Consider the following 20,084-nt stretch of genomic DNA (forward strand, 5'->3'; position numbering starts at 1 on the left):
AATGAAATCCTTTTATGGTAATTTACGTGTAGGAATTCTTGGAGGTGGCCAGCTAGGCCGTATGCTTATCCAGAATGCGATAAATTACAATACCAATATAAAGGTTCTTGACCCCGACCCGGATGCGCCTTGTAAACATCTCTGCGATAAATTTGTGCAGGGCTCATTAACAGATTTTGACACTGTGTATAAGTTTGGTAAACAAACCGATCTTCTTACAATCGAAATTGAGAAAGTAAATATAGAAGCTCTGCAACAGCTGGAAGAGGAAGGTGTGTTGGTTTACCCTCAGCCCCGTATTATCCGATTAATACAGGATAAAGGTTTACAGAAAGAATTTTTCAAACAGAATGATATCCCGACCTCCCCATTTCAGCTTATCAGTTCAAAATCAGCTCTAAAATCAGCTAATATTGAATTCCCTTACATCCAAAAGTTAAGAAAGGATGGATATGATGGACGCGGTGTTTATAAAGTAAAATCTAAAACAGATTTAGATAATGCGTTTGATGCCCCCAGCATTGTAGAAGAATGGATTGATTTCGAAAAAGAAATTGCGGTTATTGTAGCAAGAAATGAAGACGGAGAAATCAAAACATTTCCTTGTGTTGAAATGGAGTTCAACGCAGATGTTAATCTTGTCGAATTTCTCATATCACCTTCTACCCTTCCCATTGATATATTAAAACAGGCCGATCAGTTGGCTATCCAGATAGCAGAAGCGTTAAAAATCACCGGAGTACTGGCTGTAGAAATGTTTCTTACAAAGGATGGTAAAATACTGGTAAATGAATTAGCTCCCCGTCCCCATAATAGCGGTCACCATAGTATTGAGGGAAATCTAACATCTCAGTTTGAACAGCATTTAAGAGCTATTTTCAATTTACCCCTTGGCGATACCACAGCTATAGGCAATGCCGTAATGATAAACCTTCTGGGGGAAAAAGGATATGAGGGACTTGCTGAATATGAGGGGATTGAAGAAATATTAAAACAGCAAGGGGTTTATATTCATCTTTACGGGAAAAAGTTCACAAAGCCTTTCCGGAAAATGGGCCACGTTACTATAATAGACAATGATCGTGAAGCAGCAATTGCTAAAGCACGGTTGGTACAAGACACGATTAAGGTAAAGGTGTGAGAAAGTCAAACTTGAAAAGTGGAATTAGAACCTTCACGCAAGTACCGACCTGATCTAAACCATCTTTTAATTTTTAATTTTAATATTTTTTTAATTTAATTAACATGAAAATAGGCATAATAATGGGCAGCAAATCAGATTTACCTGTAATGCAGGATGCTGCCGACATTCTCAAAGAACTGGGTGTTGAATATGAAATTACAGTAGTATCTGCACACCGCACTCCCGAAAGAATGTTTAATTATGCAAAAACAGCTGCGGACAGGGGACTTAAAATAATTATTGCCGGAGCAGGCGGTGCTGCACATTTGCCTGGTATGGTCGCATCCATTACCCATCTCCCGGTAATAGGGGTTCCGGTTAAATCTTCAAATTCGCTTGATGGCTGGGACTCAATTCTATCAATTTTACAAATGCCCAATGGAATACCGGTGGCAACTGTGGCCTTAAATGCTGCTAAAAATGCGGGCATATTGGCAGCCCAGATTTTAGCTACAAGCGATATAACATTGACCGAAAAATTAATCGCCTATAAAGAAGATCTTAAGCAAAAGGTAGAAGCAACAGCTAAAGAAATGGGAGGTTAAAAACTCAAAAAGATCAATAAATTCTCACCGATCTCTATCTAAATTTCCACAAAAAGAGATCTGTTATATCAATATACATGCTTTAAACGTTAGTTTTGCATGATTTTCCACATCTGTTAATTACTCTTGTATATTAACCATCTGGATATCTGTAATTTAGCACACTTACTAATAATTATGCTCAATAAAATTATCAAGATAACACTAGTATGCCTTTTTATATCAGCAGCTTCACAGGCCCAACAGACGGAATGGTTTACTCTAAACCTGGCTTATAAATCAGGATTAGAATTATTTGATAAGGGCAAATATTCTGCAGCCAGCCAGCAATTTGGTAAAGTAGAGCAATTAAAAACGGCTCCGTCTACCCAACCTGCAGATAACCGACAGGTATCATTATTAAAAGAAAATGCTAAATTTTATCAGGCGGTTTGCGCCCTTAAACTGAACAATCAGAACGCTGAGAGCTTGTTTCTTAAATTCATAAGAGAGTACCCTGCCAGCGCCAATTCAAAATCGGCCTATTTTTTTATGGGTACATCCTATTTTGAAAGAAAGGACTATACTAAAGCGATCGAATGGTTTAAACAGATTGATGCAAACAGCCTAACTGCTAAAGAAAGTGCCGAATATCGTTTTAAACTGGCTTATTCTTATTTTTCTACAAAAAATTATACTGCTGCCGAACCTCTTTTCGCCAAGCTTAAAGACCAGAAAAATGAATATTCTGAATCATCAATATACTATTACGCATATCTAAACTACCTGGATGCCGATTATAAAACAGCCCTTCGTGAATTTGAGCGCCTAAAAAATTCAAAAAAATATCAGGCAAGTTATCCCTATTATATATCCGCCCTTTATTTCCTCGACAAACGATATGATGATGTAATACAATACACAATACCGGCAATTGAAAATATAGATGCTAAATATAAAGCAGATATGTACAGAATTGTGGGAGCTACTTATTTTGCTAAAGCTGATTACAAAACTTCGGCGAACTATTACCAAAAATTTCAGGATTTAGACAAGGGCAAAACACAGAACAATCAGGACAGTTACCAAATTGGGTACTTGCATCTAAAGCTTAACGATTCAAAAAGAGCCATATCGGAACTTGAAAAAATGGAAAGCCCTGATATTTTTTATCAGCATGGAATGATCATTCTTGGCGATGCTTTTATTAAAACAGGGAATAAACAGAGCGCCAGAAATGCTTTCTTCAGAGCATCCAAATTAGATTTCGACCCCGCATTAAAAGAGGAAGGTCTTTTAAACTACTCAAAACTTTCTTATGAGCTTGAGTTTCATACTGTAGCCCTTGACGCTGTTCAGGAATTTATAAAAACTTATCCCCGATCTGCGAAATTAAATGAGGCTAAAACTTTGCTTGGTCAGGTTTTACTTTCCACTAAAAATTATAAGGATGCTGTAAATATACTGGAAACAATCCCTGTTAAAACTGATGATACCAGGGCTGTTTACCAGCGTGTTACATATTTCCGCGGACTTGAGTTTTACAATGAAAGAGCATTCGAAAACAGCATTTCTATGTTTATGCGCTCCATAAGTAATCCTATGGATGGAGAGATTGAAGCGATGGCTACTTACTGGCTTGCGGAAGCGATGTTTGAAGTACGTAAGTATGGAGAATCTGTGGCTACATTTGAGAAGTTTTTGGACCTGGATGCGGCCCGAAATACGGATGTGTTCAATTATGCTAATTATGCATTAGGATATTCTGCTTTTCAAAACGATAATTATTCAAAATCAGCAAACTACTTTCAAAGGTTCTTAAACGGAAATGAAAAAGACCGGAACACCGTAAATGATGCTACATTACGACTTGCTGATTCATACTTTGTGATAAAAAGCTATCCGCAGGCAATGACGCATTACAATAAAATCATTGCATGGAATGCCACTGGTGAAGATTACGCCCTCTTTCAAAGAGGTATGATTCAAGGATTACAAGATCAGAATGATGCAAAAATCAGTACCCATCAGTCGCTTTTAAGTCAATACCCCAGTTCAAATTATGCAGATGATGCGACTTTTGAAATCGGTTACACCTACTTTGTAAAAGGCGACAATGAACGTGCAAAAGCAGATCTTACTAACCTCATCGACAAATATCCGAGAAGCAGCTATGTACCTCGCGCGTTGGTAACCATTGGTCTGGTAAATTACAATCAGGATAAAGATGCTGAAGCATTAGCGGCATTTCAGCGCGTTGTTAAAGAATACCCAACTACTGACGAAGCAAAGCTTTCGCTTGAATCAATAAAAAATATTTACCTCGACAAATCTGATGCTGATGGGTTTTTAGCTTACGCGAACACTACAAGTATAGGTAACTTAAGCACTGCAGAGCAGGATAATATCACCTTTCAGGCTGCAAATAATCGCTTTTTAAAAGGCGATTTCCAGGGGGCATTTGAAGCAATAAATGCGTATTTCGATAAATTCCCTAAGCCTATTCATGATAAACACGCCCGTTTTATCAGAGCGGAAAGCTTGGTAAAAATCAATCGCCCGGATGAGGCTATTCCTGATTACAACTTTATTTTGAACGATTGGACGAGCGACTATACAGAACGTTCACTTATAAGTATCTCCAAACTTTATCTTAATCAGAAAAAGTATAACGAGGCTGTCGTATATCTTAAGAAACTGGAAATAACTTCGGAATATAAATCCAACTATGGTTTTGCTGTAAACAATCTGCTGGAAGCATACAGTCAGATGGGAATGCCTGATGATGTACTTAACTATGTAACCATTGTGAAAGCTTTCGACAAAGCTTCTGCAGAAGATAAATACAGAGCCGGTTTATACGCAGGGAAAGCATATTTGGTAAAAGGAGATACGACAACAGCTGTTAAAGAACTGACTGATGTCTCTACAAAAACATCTACTGTTGTAGGAGCTGAGGCTAAATACAATGTCGCTCTTCTACAATACTTAAAAGGCAATTATAAAGCTTCTCAAAAAACCGCATTTGAATTGATCAATAAAATGCCTTCTCATGATTATTGGGTTGCTAAGAGCTTCTTATTATTATCGGATAATTATGTTGCACTAAAAGATGTATTTCAGGCTAAAAGCACGTTGCAAAGCATCATTGAGAACTACGAAGGGAATGATGATATTCTTCCTTCAGCTAAAGCGAAGCTTGAAATAATAAATAAAAAGAAATAACATGAAGTCTACATATTTTAATTACACCTTCCTCTTTTTGATTGGAACCTCTTTAGCAGGATTTTCCCAAAACAAACCGGAAGAGAAAAAGCCGGAGCCCGCAAAAGGTGAGATCACAGAAGAGATTGAAGTAGTACGGCCCTACATGCCGGTTCTTGCAGATGCTTCTAAAATCAGACGAAGCCCTGATTTGAACACCAACAAACCTTTCAAACCGAATTTAAATTACAGTATTCTGGACAAAAGGCTCGAGTTAAATAGTGATTTGCGACAATTACAAGCTCAGGATATAAACCTCCTCGGACCGGAAATTCTTAAAAATAACTACGCAAAGTTAGGAGCCGGAAATTTGGGTACGGTACTGGGAGAAGTATATATTAATACGGGCTCGGATGAAGCGCTGCAGGCAGGTGGTTTTTTTAAGCACATCAATCAAAGTGGTAAATTAAATCAACAGAATATATCGACACAGGAACTGGGTATTTTTGGAAAGAGCATTCAGGATCGTATAACATTAAACGGAGAATTGGGCTATGACAGGCTTTCCACTTATTTGTATGGATTTAACCCGGAAAACACTTTAGCAAATCCGGATCCTTCACATCAGCGTTACGGAACCTTCAATATTAAGGGGGAGCTGCTGAAAAATTTCAATGATAGTTCCGAATCTGATTATGCTGCAAAAATTGATGCTTATCTGTTAAGGAACAATTTCGCAGCAAAAGAAAACTCGTATACATTAAGCGGCTTCTTTAATAAAGTCTGGAAAGATTTTAATATTGGAGCAAATAGTTCAATTGATTTTACTGCAACAAAAGACGAGACCTACGACATCAGTAATAATCTTATCCGGATCAACCCCTATTTAAAATTACAAGGCAAAAACTACAAACTATCATTAGGGATCAATCTTGTTAAGGAATTCGGCACAGAGTCAAGAACTAATTTATTTCCTGCTGTAACCGGAGAATTTCCAATTGTCCCGGGCTATGCAACCATTTTTGGTGGATATACTGGCGACGTTCTTAAATCCACCCTTAAAAATTTCGCAGCAGAAAACCCATATTTATCGCAAAACATTGCCATCGAAAACGCTATAGAAAAATCGAACGTTTATGGTGGAATAAAAGGCAATGCAGGAGCCGGCTTTGGATTCAAGGCGATGGTGTATTTCAAAACAATTGAAGACATGCCCCTTTTCACCAACAGCAAAACTGGCTTTCAACAGTTTGATGTAATCTACGACAGAGGAAACAGCAAAACTTTTGGCATTGAAGGTGAGCTTAGTGTTAAGGCTTCGGAAACTCTTAATCTGACCGGGAGATTATTGATGAATGATTATAAAATGGGGACGGAGGATGAGGCATGGTACAAGCCTAACTACAGAATGTTTTCTAATGCAAGATTATCTTTAAATAAATTCACCCTGGATGCCGAACTCGTTTTAAATGGAGATTCAAATGGCTTAACTTACGACAGCGAAACGCTCGAACGAAAAGTTATTGTTGTTAAAAGTTACGTTGATTTGAGTGCAGGAGCAGAATATCAGTTTAAAGATAAAATGGGAATCTTTTTAAGGGCCAATAATCTTTTCGGGAACGAATACCAACGTTTCTTATATTACCCAAATTTTGGCCTGAACATTCTTGGCGGACTTAATTATTCATTCTGATGTTATTTGTCTCATCAACAATTTAGATTAATTTTACCGCCTGATGGAGATAGGTCAGTATATTTCAGATTTACTTAATAAGCATAACGAAGTGAGCCTGCCGGGTTTTGGTACTTTTTTTAAACAAAGTACCAGTGCTTATTTTAATGAAGCTGAAGGCATATTTTACCCTCCTTCAGAAAAAATAGATTTTAGATCTGAAGAGAATTCATCTTCACTTCTTGTAAATCATATCATTAAAAATAAGCATATTTCAGAATCTTCTGCTCTTTATTTTATTGAACGTTTTTGTGAAAACTTAAATAAAAATTTAAATAAAGATTTGAGTACTGTTATCAGCCCACTTGGCACCTTGTTAAAAACGGATAGCGGCTATGTTCTGGAATCTCCCTCAATTAACGGACCCTCCTTTTTTGGTTTAAAGCCAATAAAAGTCCCTGATACTTCTAATAATAATATCAAGGCTAACGGCCCTGAATTGGAGGGAACACTTGTAAACTCAGTTGAGAAGACTGTTTCCAGCTCAAAAGGTGTTTGGATAACATTTGCAATACTATTTTTAATCGCCACAATTGGGGGTCTTGCTTATTTCTTTTATCCGCAATATTTTAAGAATATCAAGTTCTCTGCGAATAATACGCCAAAAAATAAAATCACTGCCCCGGTTGTCAGACGGGATTCAATTAAAGATTCAGTATCCTTTGCTGATAGTATTGTAAGACAATTGGAATCTCAGGGTATGCAAGGTGCTCAGGTCGAAAAAGCGCGGGATACGTTCAAAATCAGCAGTACCGTTACCTCTCCAGATACCTTAAAAGCGGCACCACAGGCCGAAAAGGTTTATGAAATCATCGTCGCTTCATTTGGATTAAAAAGAGAGGCAGAAACATCCTTAAGAAATTTACGGCATAGGGGGATCGATGCGAAAATAGTATTCGATGTACGCAGGCCTAAATTTAAAATCAGCATCGGTACATTTCCTTCAATGGAAGCAGCCAGTAAAGAAAAAAAACGTATACAGCAGGACTTATTTAGAGACGCCTGGATTTTAACTGTAATTAATAAAAAAAACTAATACACACATGTTTTTACTACAATCAGATTCATTAAATAATATAATGCCCGACACAGTTGCAAGCGCAGCTACTCAAACCGCTCAAGTAGTTGAAGAACTAAGATTTATTGATTTACTGATAAAAGGTGGATGGGTTATGATTCCCATCGGGATTTTATTTTTTTTAGGCTTGATTATTTTTATTGAAAGATATATCACAATCAGAAAAGCGTCAAGGGACGAATCCAACCTGATGATGCAGGTTAAACAAAATATCTTATCAGGAAAACTTGATACTGCCATTGCATTTTGCCGGAACAGCAATACACCTCTGGGCCGTATGCTTCAGAAAGGATTAACCCGTATTGGCCGGCCGATTAAGGATATCGAAGGTGCTATTGAAAACATTGGCAAGCTTGAAGTTTCAAAGCTTGAAAAGAACATTAGTATCCTTGGAATCATTGCCGGCATTGCACCCATGTTTGGGTTCGTTGGAACAATATCAGGGGTAATCAGGATATTTTACAATATTTCATTATCTGATAACATCAGTATGGGAATCATTGCCGGCGGGTTATATGAGAAAATGATCACCTCAGCCGCAGGTTTAATGATCGGTATAGTAGCTTATATCGGCTATCATGTCTTAAATATTATGGTCGACAGAGTTATTTTGAGGATGGAAACCGATGCTATTGAGTTTATTGATTTGTTAGAAGAACCGGGACGATGAATTTAAAAGGAAGAAAACGCCCTCATGCAGAATTGCATACTTCTGCAATGAATGACATCATGTTTTTTTTGATGTTGTTCTTTCTTATTGCTTCAACAGTAACCAATCCGAATATTATAAAACTGATGCTCCCAAAATCAGATTCCGGACAATCAGTTTCCAAAAAAACCGTTACAATATCAGTAACTAAAGAGCTTGAATACTTTCTGGATAAACAACAGGTTACTCTGGATGAAATACCCGGACGGCTTTCTGTTTATAAAAATCAAGCCCAGGAGCTAACCATTGTTTTGTATGTAGACCGGACAGTGGCAATTCAGGATGTGGTTCAAATAATGGATATAGCTAATAAAATGTCTATTAAATTAGTATTGGCAACAGAACCTAAATAATATGCGTTATCAGGAAGAAAATAATTATCCAAAAGCCTTAGCCTATTCTACAGGATTAATGGCTTTGATTATTTTGATAAGCTATTTTATAGTTTTTGGGATGCAGGCCCCGCCACAGGATTTAGGAATGGGGGGAATTGTTGTGAATTACGGAACTTTACCTGAAGGAATGGGCGATGACTTTAATAGTATTGAGGAACCGTCTGTTTCGCCTAATGCAAACCAAACAGCCCCCGATAAAGTTGTACAAAACCCCGAAGAGCAAACTAATCCCACTTCAGAAACAAGTGATAAAGCTGTTGTAACGCAGGATTTAGATGATGCTCCGGCAATAACAACCACCAAAAAGAGTAGTACTTCTGCACCAACGACCTCTCCGGTAACAAAAGAAAGCAAGCCAACGGTTAATGAAAATGCCTTGTATAAGGGTAAAAAAAATGACGGTACAGGTCAGGGCGATGGAACAGGCAGCACGCCGGGAAATCAGGGTGATCCTGATGGCTCCACATTAGCACCTAATTACGGTGAGGGCGGTACTGGATTTGGTAACGCTCGTTTGCCTAACAGAACATCTGTTATTAAACCTAAAGTAGAGGACACCGGTCAGGCGTCGGGGAAAATAGTCATTGATATAAGAGTCGATAAAAATGGTTCCATTATATATGCCAGGGTTGGCAAAGGAACAACGCTAGGAGATTATCAATTGCAACAAAAATGTATAAGAGCGGTTCAAGGCGCTAGATTCAACCGTTCCGAGAGCGCCCCCGAGATTCAGCAAGGCAGTTTCGTATTCAACTTTAAAGTAGATTAAGCTTTTGCTTTTCAGAGTTAATGGATTATCAGCAAACCCTTACTTATCTTTATTCGCGCTTACCCATGTTTTCCAATTTGGGCGCTTCTGCAATTAAAAAAGATTTAGTTAATACTATTGAGCTTTGCTCCCGCTTAGGGAATCCTCAAACTCAGTTTAAAACTATTCATGTTGCCGGAACAAACGGAAAGGGTTCTGTATCGCACATGCTGGCTGCAATATTACAAACAGCCGGATTTAAAACCGGTCTGTACACATCACCTCACCTTCGGGATTTCCGGGAACGAATCCGTTTAAACGGAGTCATGATTCCCGAAAATGAGGTTATTCAATTTGTCGAAAATCAGAAAGAAACAATTGAAGAAATAGAACCCTCTTTTTTTGAAGTAACCGTTGCGATGGCTTTTCAATACTTTGCAACAGAGAAAGTCGATATAGCAATAATTGAAGTCGGCCTTGGCGGGCGCTTAGATTCAACAAACATCATCACTCCTCTCCTATCTGTTATTACCAATATCGGATACGACCATACCAATATCTTAGGCAACACACTTTCAGAAATCGCTTCTGAAAAAGCCGGGATAATAAAATCAGGCGTTCCTGCTATTGTCGGGGAGCGGCAGCAGGAAATTGAGAATATATTTATAGATAAGGCAGGATCAATGGGATCAAATCTCGTATTTGCATCAGATGAATGGTCTGTGCTTAAATCTGAACAAGAAAAAACGGCAAACGTCCTGAGTTTCGATGCTCTTCAGCTCTCTGATCAATCAGTCATTTCCCTAAATCTTGACCTCACCGGAAGTTACCAGTTAAAAAATATTAAGACGGTATTAAGTTCAGTTAACCTAATTAAAAAACTCGGCTACACTATTACTGATGAACATCTTCAAAAGTCTTTAAAAGCAGTGAAATCCCTTACGGGATTGATGGGGCGATGGGAAACCATTGGCACAAATCCACTGATTATTTGCGACACGGGACATAATGAACATGGGATCAAAGAAGTGATGAAAAACATTCTGGCTACGCCTTATAACACCCTCCACATGGTTATTGGGATGGTTAAAGATAAAGACGTCACCAAGGTTCTTTCCTTACTTCCTGCAACAGCGAAATATTATTTTTGCTCGCCAAAAATAGAGCGTGCAAAACCTGCCGGTGAATTAGCTAATGAAGCAGAAATATTTCATCTGCATGGCGAAGTCTTTCCTACTGTTAAGGATGCGGTAGAAGCGGCGAAAAAGGCTGCAGGAGAAAATGATTTGATTTTTATTGGAGGAAGCACTTTTGTGGTGGCCGAAATCATCTGATCAGCATTCCAAAAGTTTAAAACTTCTGGAATGCTTACAATTCAGACCGCAGGTTCTTGCTGGCTGAGGCAATGGAAACTACCTAATCCCCATATAATCTCAGTCGAATCAATACCAACTACTTCCCGCTCCGGAAAACACTGGCCAATAGTTTCGAGGGCTTTATCGTCCTTATCACATCGGTAAGTAGGTACAATTACATGTTTATTACTGATATAGAAATTAGCATATGAGGCCGGCAGGCGCATTTCATCATAAACAACTTCGTCTGGCATCGGCAGTTCAACAACATTAAGCTGCTTGCCATTCAACAATCTTAGTTTACTTAAAGATCTTAAATTCTTCTGAAGCAATTCATAATTCTCATCATTCACTTTGGTTTCGACCACAGATAAAACTGTATCCTCATTTACGAATCGGATAGTATCGTCTATATGTCCATCGGTATCATCACCAATTATTCCTTCATCCACCCAAAGAACCTGGTCTATTCCGTAATAATCTGATAAATATTTTTCAATCTGATCTTGCTTAAGATGCGGATTTCTGTTTTCATTAAGCAAACAGCACGTTGAAGTTAATACCGACCCCTTACCGTTAAATTCAACAGAACCTCCTTCCATTACAATACCCGGATGAAAAACAGGCGTATTATAGTGTTGTCCGATTAAAGATGGGATCACATCATCCAAATCATAAGGAGGATATTTATTCCCCCAGGCATTGTATCCCCAGTCAACAATTACTTTTTTTATATCAGCATGGGGGTTTATTAAAAAAGCCGGACCATGATCCCGGCACCAGGCATCGTTAGTGGGATGAAAGAAAAATTCTATTTTACTCAAATCAACTCCGGCTAACTCAAGATGACTTAAAGCAAAGTTTTTCATTTGCTGATCCTTCACGTTAATCCTAACTTTCTCGCTCAATGCCAGGATCTTCACAAACTGACAATAAGCAGGATAAATTTCATGAATTTTACCCGGCCAGCTTTCTTCTTTATGCGGCCAGCTAAGCCATGTGGCTTCATGTGAAGCAAATTCTGCTGGGAAATAGTAGCCTAATTCCTTTGGTGTTTTAAGAGTATCCAATAATCTGGGATTAAATATAAGAATTAGTCCTCGTCTATATAACGTTTTGTAATTGGGGAATATGAATCAATACGTCTGTCACGCAGAAATGGCCAGTGAGTGCGGTAGCCGTCAGATTTTGATAAATCCAATTCCTGGACATGTATCTCTTCTTCCTTATGGGAAGCCTGATAGAGCACCGTTCCAAAGGGATTTGAAACGAAAGAACCTCCCCAGAACTTCATAGGACCTTCATCGCCCGAACGATTCACACTCACCACATATACGCCATTTGCAACTGCATGACTTCGTTGAATAGTTTGCCATGCATTGTACTGCTCAGTATTTGTTTCCGTCTCCTGGGATGAAGCCCAGCCTATAGCAGTAGGATAGAATAATATTTCGGCTCCCATTAAAGATGTGATCCTTGCTGCTTCAGGATACCACTGATCCCAGCATATTAACACCCCAATGGTTGCGTACTTCGTTTTGAAAACTTTATATCCTAAATCGCCTGGTGTAAAATAAAATTTTTCATAATATCCGGGATCATCAGGTATATGCATTTTACGATACTTTCCCAGATATGCCCCATCTGCATCGAGAACAGCAGTAGTATTATGATATAATCCTTCAGCCCTCTTTTCAAATAAAGAAGCTATTATAACTACATTCAATTCTTTTGCTAAATCTGACAAAGCATTCGTGGATGGCCCGGGGATAGATTCCGCAAGAAGAAAATTATCATAATTTTCCTCATCACAAAAATACAGCGAAGTAAAAAGCTCTTGCAAACACACAATTTGTGCACCCTTTGCTGCGGCTTCCCTGGTCTTGGAAATAGCTTTTGCAAGATTCTCATCCTTATTTGCGGTGCAGGTCATTTGCACTAATCCAACTTTAACGTTACGTTTCATTGAGTCAATTGAACCACAAAAATAATTAAATGGTTGATTGGACCGGCTAAAAAAGTTAAGAATAATCTGCATATTTACCTTGCATAAACATATACTTATTATTTACACAGCTATTTAGCACAAGTACTTAAATGGAACATGAAAAACCAACTGATACTTTTTTTAAAGATGAAATAAAAAAGGTATCGGATTTTAAATTCAGCAATAAAGTTGCTAAAGTTTTTGATGATATGGTCAGCAGATCTGTACCATTTTATGGGGAAATCCAGCGAATGATATCAGAAATTGCAGCTGATCATATACAACCAGGAACGAATGTTTATGATCTGGGCTGCTCTACCGGCACAACAATGATCGGAATGGATACGATGATTCCTGATGATATTAAATTTATTGGTCTGGATGACTCTAAAGAAATGCTTGAAAAGTGCGATCAAAAACTCAAGGAGGCTTGTTTTAAAAGGCCATATGAATTGATTGAAGCTAATATGCAGGAAGGCTTTAAGGTAGAAAATGCTTCCGTAGCCGTCCTTTGTCTGACCTTGCAATTCATTCGGCCAATAAGTCGCGAGAAAGTATTAAAAACAATATATGATGGCCTGAAACCTGGAGGTGTATTGATTTTGTCAGAAAAGATTTTAGCTGAAGAAAGCCTGTTCAACAGGAACTTTATAAAATATTATTATAATATGAAGCGACGGAACAATTACAGCGAAATGGAAATATCCCAAAAAAGGGAAGCTCTGGAAAATGTTTTGATCCCTTATAAACTGAGTGAAAATATTTTAATGCTTCGCGATGCGGGATTTGCACATTGTGAAGTTTTTTTTAAATGGTACAATTTTTCAGGATTAATTGCAATAAAAAACTAGGATGATCGGAATAGGAAATTTCTTTTTCAAATACAGAAACTATTTATTTATTTTTTTATATCTGGCCATATTTATTCCCTCCAGATTGATTTTCACCGAAAGTCAATTCGGAGAAAATTATTATCTGATTCCTATAATATTAGGATTGATCATCACCTTCTCAGGGCAATTAATCAGAGGACTAACAATTGGATTAGCCTATATCGTTCGTGGCGGACAAAATAAAAAAGTCTACGCAGAAGATCTTGTCACCGGCGGAATTTTCAACCACTGCAGAAACCCTTTATATGTAGGTAATATTTTAATGCTGCTTGGAGTGGGTATTATATCCAATTCTTTGCTCTTTGTAGCTTTTTTTATGCCCTTATTTCTTTTTATATATCAGGCTATTGTACTTGCGGAAGAAAAGTTTTTAAGAGGCAAATTTGGCGAACAATTTGATGTCTATTGCCAAAGAGTAAGCAGGTGGTTAATCAATTTCGATGGGATAGGTGACACAATTAAAAGCATGAAATTCAACTGGAAACGCTGGATACTTAAAGAATACAACACCCAGTTTGTATGGCTCTCAGGAATTACCCTTCTTCTTCTGTTAAAATATCCTCAAATAATCTACGAAGACATCGATTTAAGAAATTTACTTATAGCTGTAGTTCTTAGCGTATTGCTTGCTGCTTACCTATTTATCAGATATCTGAAGAAATCAGGGAGAATGGTTGCGTAACCTGACTTAGTAATTTTCAAAAAATAATTCAGCTGTACCCTAAACAGTACAGCTGAGCTTTTAAACGATAAATTTCTTAATGGTTGCCTGAACTTATGCAGGCAATCGGCGGACTATTACTTTATTGCAGTATCTGATTTTCTCCACAGATAATAAACCGGCAGTCCAATCAATACAATGATTAATCCTGGCCAGGTATATTCAGGCTTGAAAATAATCAGCAGTGTGCAGAACGCCAGACCCATTAGTATATATATTGCCGGTAACAAAGGGTATCCAAAGGCTTTATAAGGCCTTTCTGCTTCAGGCTGTTTTCTTCTTAGAATAAAAATTCCAAAAATTGTAAGCACATAGAAAATTACGACCACAAATGAGATCATATCTAAAAGGTTGCCATATTTTCCGCTTAAACATAAAATACAAGCCATAATACACTGAATCCAAAGTGCAAATTCAGGAACTGAATTTTTGTTAAGTTCAGCGGTTTTCTTAAAAAATAATCCATCATTAGCCATAGTATAATACACCCTCGCTCCTGCCAGAATAAGTCCATTATTACATCCAAAAGTTGAAACCATTATCAGCAGCGCCAAAAGCGTTGTTCCTAAAGCTCCGAAGATTTCATTAGCTACCGACAAGGCAATCCGATTATCTTTTGCAAATGCTAATTGTTCAATGGGTAAAACAGCCAGGTACATCAGATTTGCAGCAACGTAAATCAAAGTGACGATTAAGGTTCCAAGAAACAAACTTAAACCAATATTTCTTTGAGGATTTCTGACTTCACCTGCTATAAAGGTTACGTTGTTCCAGGCATCACTGCTAAAAATACTCCCAACCATGGCAGCAGCAAAAGCGCCCATAATAGTTAGGCCAGTTAAATTCACCCAACTATTTTCGGCAATACTGACGTCAAGACGAGAAGCATGCTGCTTCATAGTCCATGCATCCTGCCAGTTAGCATTCCATACACCTGAATTGGCGGCTATAAAACCAAAAATAATTAACCCGAACAGTGCAAGAAGTTTTGCAGAAGTAAAAACAGTTTGAATCAACTTTCCTGTTTTTATACCGCGTGTATTTATGTACGTGAGAAAAACAATGAGGATGATACCTACTGCCTGAGCAGCCGAAATCTTGAAACTTTCATTTAGGGAAAACAATATATTGTTATCACCAAAGTCTTCATTCAGATATCCAAGGAATTTCCCAAAAGCCACTGCAACTGCAGCAATAGTTCCGGTTTGAATAACCGTAAAAAAACTCCAGCCATATAAAAATCCAATCAGTGGATTATATGCTTCCTTTAAATATACGTATTGTCCGCCGGCTTTGGGAAACATCCCGCTTAACTCACCATAACTAATGGCAGCAATTAAGGTCATGATCCCGGTAATCAGCCAAACCAGAATTAACCAGCCGGATGATCCCACATCCTTTAGCATATCTGAACTGACTATAAAAATACCTGAGCCTATCATGCTTCCGGCAACTAATAATGTCGCATCCAGCAAACCGAGCTCACGTTTCATTGTTGAAGTATCCTGTAGTTTAGTCATAATAAAAAGAGTACCTTATGTCGCTTCTAAGATATTTAAAAATAAACCCCCTTTGCAAATGATTTAATTTAAACTTATAAAAGTGTTGCTTTTGCACTATTTAATTTGGAAAGTTGATTTTCCCTTTTATTTTTGATTTTCACTAAACAATTAATCTAACTCGACCGCGTATTTATGCAATTTTTACATGAAAATTTAATTTACTCTATTCCTTTGTTTGGATTGATCGGCATCCTGGTAATGCTGTATAAATCGGCATGGGTAATTAAACAAGATGCAGGTGATGAAAATATGCGAACCCTTTCAGGTTATATAGCCGATGGGGCTATGGCCTTTCTTAGGGCAGAATGGAAAATTTTAGGATATTTTGCGGTTATAGCTGCAATTATACTGGCATTTTCCGGCACTATGGTTGAAACATCGAGCCCTGTAATAGCAATTTCATTCCTTATCGGAGCTTTCACCTCTGCCTTTGCCGGATATATTGGAATGAACATCGCTACTAAAGCTAACGTTCGAACCACGCATGCTGCACGCACAAGTTTAGCTCAGGCACTTAAAGTCTCATTTACTGGAGGAAGTGTAATGGGAATTGGTGTAGCCGGTCTCGCCGTATTGGGTTTAGGAAGTTTGTTTATTGTCTTCTACCAGTTATATGTTGTACAGACTGGTGGCAATGTTAACGGTCCTGAAATGGAGAAAGCCCTTGAAGTGCTTGCAGGCTTTTCGTTAGGCGCCGAATCGATTGCCTTGTTTGCCCGTGTTGGAGGAGGCATTTATACCAAAGCTGCGGATGTTGGTGCCGACTTGGTTGGTAAAGTGGAAGCAGGCATTCCGGAAGACGATGTGCGCAATCCTGCAACCATTGCCGATAATGTTGGAGATAACGTAGGTGATGTTGCCGGCATGGGTGCCGACCTTTTCGGATCCTTCGTAGCAACAATTCTAGCGACCATGGTATTAGGGCGCGAAATTAAGTCTGTAGATAATTTTGGAGGAATAGCTCCGATTCTATTACCCATGTTAATTGCCGGTCTGGGTTTAATATTTTCTATAATTGCCACCTCCTTTGTGAGAATAAAAAATGAAACGGATAGCGTTCAGAATGCACTTAATATGGGCAACTGGTCGTCTATTGTATTAACAGGTGCGGCCTCCTTTTTTGCTGTTAAATGGTTATTGCCCGATACCATGAATATAAGAGGCTATGATTTTACCAGTACAGACGTTTACCTCTCTATTGTCGTTGGTTTAACAGTGGGAACATTAATGAGTTTAATAACTGAATATTATACCGCGATGGGTAAACGACCGGTAAACTCAATTATTCAACAATCCTCTACGGGTCATGCAACAAATATAATTGCTGGTTTGGCAGTTGGCATGGAATCTACTGTTCTTCCAATTTTAGTTCTTGCCTCAGGCATTTACGGTTCGTATCATTTTGCCGGATTATATGGTGTTGCCATTGCAGCTGCAGGTATGATGGCTACCACGGCTATGCAGTTGGCAATTGATGCTTTTGGACCTATCGCAGATAATGCCGGAGGTATAGCAGAAATGAGCCAGCTGCCTGAAGAAGTTCGTCACCGTACAGATAACTTAGATGCTGTTGGAAACACTACGGCTGCTACCGGGAAAGGCTTTGCTATTGCATCAGCAGCATTGACGTCTTTAGCACTATTTGCAGCTTTCGTTGGAATTGCAGGTATAGACCGGATTGATATTTATAAAGCAGATGTACTTGCCGGCTTATTTGTCGGAGGAATGATTCCTTATATTTTTTCTTCTTTGTGTATTTCTGCTGTGGGCCGCGCAGCCATGGAAATGGTTCAGGAAGTACGGAGACAATTCCGCGAAATTCCCGGGATTATGGAATACAAAGCAAAACCAGAATATGAAAAATGCGTAGCTATTTCCACTAAGGCATCGTTAAGAGAGATGATGCTTCCTGGTGCCATTGCATTAATTGTTCCGGTAATTGTAGGCTTTTCGCTTGGCCCTGAGGTTTTAGGGGGCTTACTTGCAGGTGTAACGGTTTCTGGTGTGTTAATGGGAATGTTCCAGTCAAATGCCGGCGGCGCCTGGGATAATGCTAAAAAATCATTTGAAAAAGGAGTTGAAATTGATGGCGAAACTTATTATAAAAAATCCGATCCGCATAAGGCCTCTGTTACAGGTGATACAGTAGGAGATCCCTTTAAAGATACATCCGGACCGTCAATGAATATCCTTATTAAACTAATGTCGATTGTTTCATTAATAATTGCGCCCCATATTCATGTAAACGGAAACGAAACAACAAAGGTAAAATCTGAAGTAAAAAAAGAGATCAGAGTTGTCCAGGGACATCCAGGAATAGATAAAAGCTTTAATAATCAAAATTCACAATAATATACGCTTCGCTTTCAAGCTATTCTATAATAATACTAATTTGCATTCATGAGTTTATTTATAAAAAAACCAATAAATCAGCTTCTCGCAGATTCTGCTGAGTCTGAAAAAGGATTAAAACGTACACTTAGTGCCACTTCCCTGGTAGCATTAGGCATTGGAGCTATAATCGGTGCGGGATTATTTGTAAGAACCGCAGCCGCTGCAGCTCAAAATGCAGGTCCTTCGGTCACCCTTGGATTTATTGTTGCAGCGATAGGCTGTGCATTAGCAGGACTCTGTTATGCAGAACTCTCTTCTTCTATCCCTATCGCAGGTAGCGCATACACTTATAGCTATGCTACAATGGGGGAATTAATTGCATGGATAATCGGATGGGATTTAATACTCGAATATGCTGTCGGCGCCGCTACTGTAGGTATTGCCTGGAGCGAATACCTCAATAATTTACTGGTCAATGTATTGCACTTACCACCTATTCCCTACGAGCTCAGCCACTCCCCTTTTCAGCAATCACTTGAGGGAGTTTCAGGAGTAATCAATCTTCCTGCTCTGGCTATTGTTTCTTTATTGACGATGCTATTAATTAAAGGAACTCAAGAATCCGCATTTGTAAACGGTATAATAGTGGTTGCCAAAGTAGCTATCGTTGTATTAATAATTGTTGTTGGCTGGGGTTTCATAAATCCGGCAAACCATCAAAATTACATACCTGAGCCTAGTGTGTATGTTGACCATCAGGGAATTTCACACAATTTTGGCGGTATTATGGGAATCTTAGGAGCCGCGGGAGTCGTGTTTTTTGCATTTATTGGATTTGATGCTGTGAGCACAACTGCCCAGGAAGCTAAAAACCCTAAAAAAGATATGCCTATTGGAATTTTGGGATCGCTGGCAGTTTGTACCATCTTATATATTCTATTTGCTCATGTATTAACAGGTGTTGCAGGAATCGAAGATTTTAGAACTACAGGTAAAGAAGCATCAGTAGCATTTGCAATTGAAAAATACATGCCAGGATATAGCTGGCTTGCTCAGCTTGTAACTGTTGCTATTCTGGCTGGCTTTTCTTCGGTAATTCTTGTAATGCTATTAGGACAATCAAGAGTATTTTATTCTATGAGCCGTGATGGCTTACTTCCTAAAATGTTCAGCGAAATACATCCCAAATACAAAACACCATATAAAGCCAACTGGTTCATCCTGATTTTAGTAGGGTTATTTGCTGCATTTGTGCCCGGAGATATTGTGGGCGACATGACGAGTATAGGAACATTATTCGCATTTATGCTGGTTTGTGCTGCTGTCATAGTTCTACGAAAAACAAATCCTGACCTACCACGACAATTTAAAACCCCATGGGTGCCCTTTATTCCTATATTGGGTATTCTGGTTTGCGGCGCTATGATATTTGGTTTAGGCTGGACAAACTGGCTGCGTTTATTTGCATGGCTGGCCGTCGGCTTTATAATATATTTCATGTATAGCAGAAAGCACTCCATTCTAAGAAACCAACATAAAGTGGTTTTGCCTAAAGATCCAAATCCAAAGATTATAGAATAAAATTAGAAAAGGCTTCGGATATACGGAGCCTTTTTTGCTTGCTTGATTTTATTAATTCCTCAAATCTGTATTTTTAAT

The 20,084-nt window shown here is 38.5% G+C and carries 16 protein-coding genes; 13 read left to right on the forward strand and 3 right to left on the reverse strand.

The window, feature by feature from the left end:
• The first annotated feature begins 1 nt into the window (after nt 1).
• The 9 genes from WG906_RS07625 to WG906_RS07665 all read left to right on the forward strand — a co-directional run bounded on the left by WG906_RS07625 (nt 2) and on the right by WG906_RS07665 (nt 10,907).
• Nucleotides 2-1,141: a 5-(carboxyamino)imidazole ribonucleotide synthase gene (locus tag WG906_RS07625; RefSeq protein ID WP_339991969.1), complete on the forward strand. Its 1,140-nt coding sequence runs from the start codon at nt 2-4 to the stop codon at nt 1,139-1,141.
• 104 nt (nt 1,142-1,245) lie between these two features.
• Nucleotides 1,246-1,728, forward strand: a complete 483-nt coding sequence (purE, locus tag WG906_RS07630) for a 5-(carboxyamino)imidazole ribonucleotide mutase (protein ID WP_339991970.1) — start codon at nt 1,246-1,248, stop codon at nt 1,726-1,728.
• Between the two features lie 177 nt (nt 1,729-1,905).
• Nucleotides 1,906-4,932: a tetratricopeptide repeat protein gene (locus WG906_RS07635; RefSeq protein ID WP_339991971.1), complete on the forward strand. Its 3,027-nt coding sequence runs from the start codon at nt 1,906-1,908 to the stop codon at nt 4,930-4,932.
• A gap of 1 nt (nt 4,933) precedes the next feature.
• A complete protein-coding gene (locus tag WG906_RS07640; protein ID WP_339991972.1) occupies nt 4,934-6,604 on the forward strand; it encodes a hypothetical protein in 1,671 nt (556 codons plus the stop codon).
• Nucleotides 6,605-6,647: 43 nt separating this feature from the next.
• On the forward strand, nt 6,648-7,679 hold the full coding sequence (locus WG906_RS07645) for an HU domain-containing protein (RefSeq protein ID WP_339991974.1): 1,032 nt from the start codon (nt 6,648-6,650) through the stop codon (nt 7,677-7,679).
• Between the two features lie 7 nt (nt 7,680-7,686).
• Nucleotides 7,687-8,391, forward strand: a complete 705-nt coding sequence (locus WG906_RS07650; protein ID WP_339991975.1) for a MotA/TolQ/ExbB proton channel family protein — start codon at nt 7,687-7,689, stop codon at nt 8,389-8,391.
• Nucleotides 8,388-8,783 (forward strand): ExbD/TolR family protein, encoded by a 396-nt coding sequence (locus tag WG906_RS07655; RefSeq protein ID WP_339991976.1) that lies wholly within the window; start codon nt 8,388-8,390, stop codon nt 8,781-8,783. The genes WG906_RS07650 and WG906_RS07655 overlap by 4 nt, the downstream gene beginning before the upstream one ends.
• 1 nt (nt 8,784) lies before the next feature.
• Nucleotides 8,785-9,594: an energy transducer TonB gene (locus tag WG906_RS07660; RefSeq protein ID WP_339991977.1), complete on the forward strand. Its 810-nt coding sequence runs from the start codon at nt 8,785-8,787 to the stop codon at nt 9,592-9,594.
• A 20-nt stretch (nt 9,595-9,614) separates the two neighbouring features.
• Entirely contained in the window at nt 9,615-10,907 is a 1,293-nt protein-coding gene (locus tag WG906_RS07665; protein ID WP_339991978.1) for a bifunctional folylpolyglutamate synthase/dihydrofolate synthase, read from the forward strand.
• 41 nt (nt 10,908-10,948) lie between these two features.
• Here WG906_RS07665 and WG906_RS07670 read toward each other — a convergent pair whose 3' ends face one another.
• Together WG906_RS07670 and WG906_RS07675 are read right to left on the reverse strand one after the other, a co-directional pair.
• The gene (locus WG906_RS07670; protein WP_339991979.1) at nt 10,949-11,998 is read right to left on the reverse strand and encodes an agmatine deiminase family protein; all 1,050 of its coding nucleotides are present in this window, start codon (nt 11,996-11,998) and stop codon (nt 10,949-10,951) included.
• Between the two features lie 23 nt (nt 11,999-12,021).
• A complete protein-coding gene (locus tag WG906_RS07675) occupies nt 12,022-12,894 on the reverse strand; it encodes a carbon-nitrogen hydrolase (RefSeq protein ID WP_339991980.1) in 873 nt (290 codons plus the stop codon).
• A gap of 131 nt (nt 12,895-13,025) precedes the next feature.
• On the opposite strand from WG906_RS07675, the gene cmoA reads away from it, so the two are divergent.
• Complete coding sequence (gene cmoA, locus WG906_RS07680; RefSeq protein WP_339991981.1) at nt 13,026-13,766, forward strand: carboxy-S-adenosyl-L-methionine synthase CmoA; 741 nt, start codon at nt 13,026-13,028, stop codon at nt 13,764-13,766.
• Nucleotide 13,767: 1 nt separating this feature from the next.
• On the forward strand, nt 13,768-14,490 hold the full coding sequence (locus WG906_RS07685) for a methyltransferase family protein (protein ID WP_339991982.1): 723 nt from the start codon (nt 13,768-13,770) through the stop codon (nt 14,488-14,490).
• A 116-nt stretch (nt 14,491-14,606) separates the two neighbouring features.
• On the opposite strand, the gene WG906_RS07690 is transcribed toward WG906_RS07685, so the two are convergent.
• Nucleotides 14,607-16,049: an APC family permease gene (locus WG906_RS07690; RefSeq protein ID WP_339991983.1), complete on the reverse strand. Its 1,443-nt coding sequence runs from the start codon at nt 16,047-16,049 to the stop codon at nt 14,607-14,609.
• Between the two features lie 174 nt (nt 16,050-16,223).
• On the opposite strand from WG906_RS07690, the gene WG906_RS07695 reads away from it, so the two are divergent.
• Nucleotides 16,224-18,443 (forward strand): sodium-translocating pyrophosphatase, encoded by a 2,220-nt coding sequence (locus WG906_RS07695; protein ID WP_339991984.1) that lies wholly within the window; start codon nt 16,224-16,226, stop codon nt 18,441-18,443.
• 48 nt (nt 18,444-18,491) lie between these two features.
• The gene (locus WG906_RS07700) at nt 18,492-20,006 is read left to right on the forward strand and encodes an amino acid permease (RefSeq protein ID WP_339991985.1); all 1,515 of its coding nucleotides are present in this window, start codon (nt 18,492-18,494) and stop codon (nt 20,004-20,006) included.
• The last annotated feature ends 78 nt before the right edge of the window (nt 20,007-20,084 follow it).

This window comes from Pedobacter superstes (genome assembly GCF_037622515.1).
In the GTDB taxonomy this organism is placed as follows: domain Bacteria; phylum Bacteroidota; class Bacteroidia; order Sphingobacteriales; family Sphingobacteriaceae; genus Paradesertivirga; species Paradesertivirga superstes.

What these genes read in the sequence shown, in the direction of transcription:
- WG906_RS07625 (WP_339991969.1), top strand. Translation starts at nt 2, where the DNA reads ATGAAATCCTTTTATGGTAATTTACGTGTAGGAATTCTTGGAGGTGGC.
- purE (WP_339991970.1), top strand. Translation starts at nt 1,246, where the DNA reads ATGAAAATAGGCATAATAATGGGCAGCAAATCAGATTTACCTGTAATG.
- WG906_RS07635 (WP_339991971.1), top strand. Translation starts at nt 1,906, where the DNA reads ATGCTCAATAAAATTATCAAGATAACACTAGTATGCCTTTTTATATCA.
- WG906_RS07640 (WP_339991972.1), top strand. Translation starts at nt 4,934, where the DNA reads ATGAAGTCTACATATTTTAATTACACCTTCCTCTTTTTGATTGGAACC.
- WG906_RS07645 (WP_339991974.1), top strand. Translation starts at nt 6,648, where the DNA reads ATGGAGATAGGTCAGTATATTTCAGATTTACTTAATAAGCATAACGAA.
- WG906_RS07650 (WP_339991975.1), top strand. Translation starts at nt 7,687, where the DNA reads ATGTTTTTACTACAATCAGATTCATTAAATAATATAATGCCCGACACA.
- WG906_RS07655 (WP_339991976.1), top strand. Translation starts at nt 8,388, where the DNA reads ATGAATTTAAAAGGAAGAAAACGCCCTCATGCAGAATTGCATACTTCT.
- WG906_RS07660 (WP_339991977.1), top strand. Translation starts at nt 8,785, where the DNA reads ATGCGTTATCAGGAAGAAAATAATTATCCAAAAGCCTTAGCCTATTCT.
- WG906_RS07665 (WP_339991978.1), top strand. Translation starts at nt 9,615, where the DNA reads ATGGATTATCAGCAAACCCTTACTTATCTTTATTCGCGCTTACCCATG.
- WG906_RS07675 (WP_339991980.1), bottom strand. Translation starts at nt 12,894, where the DNA reads ATGAAACGTAACGTTAAAGTTGGATTAGTGCAAATGACCTGCACCGCA.
- cmoA (WP_339991981.1), top strand. Translation starts at nt 13,026, where the DNA reads ATGGAACATGAAAAACCAACTGATACTTTTTTTAAAGATGAAATAAAA.
- WG906_RS07685 (WP_339991982.1), top strand. Translation starts at nt 13,768, where the DNA reads ATGATCGGAATAGGAAATTTCTTTTTCAAATACAGAAACTATTTATTT.
- WG906_RS07690 (WP_339991983.1), bottom strand. Translation starts at nt 16,049, where the DNA reads ATGACTAAACTACAGGATACTTCAACAATGAAACGTGAGCTCGGTTTG.
- WG906_RS07695 (WP_339991984.1), top strand. Translation starts at nt 16,224, where the DNA reads ATGCAATTTTTACATGAAAATTTAATTTACTCTATTCCTTTGTTTGGA.
- WG906_RS07700 (WP_339991985.1), top strand. Translation starts at nt 18,492, where the DNA reads ATGAGTTTATTTATAAAAAAACCAATAAATCAGCTTCTCGCAGATTCT.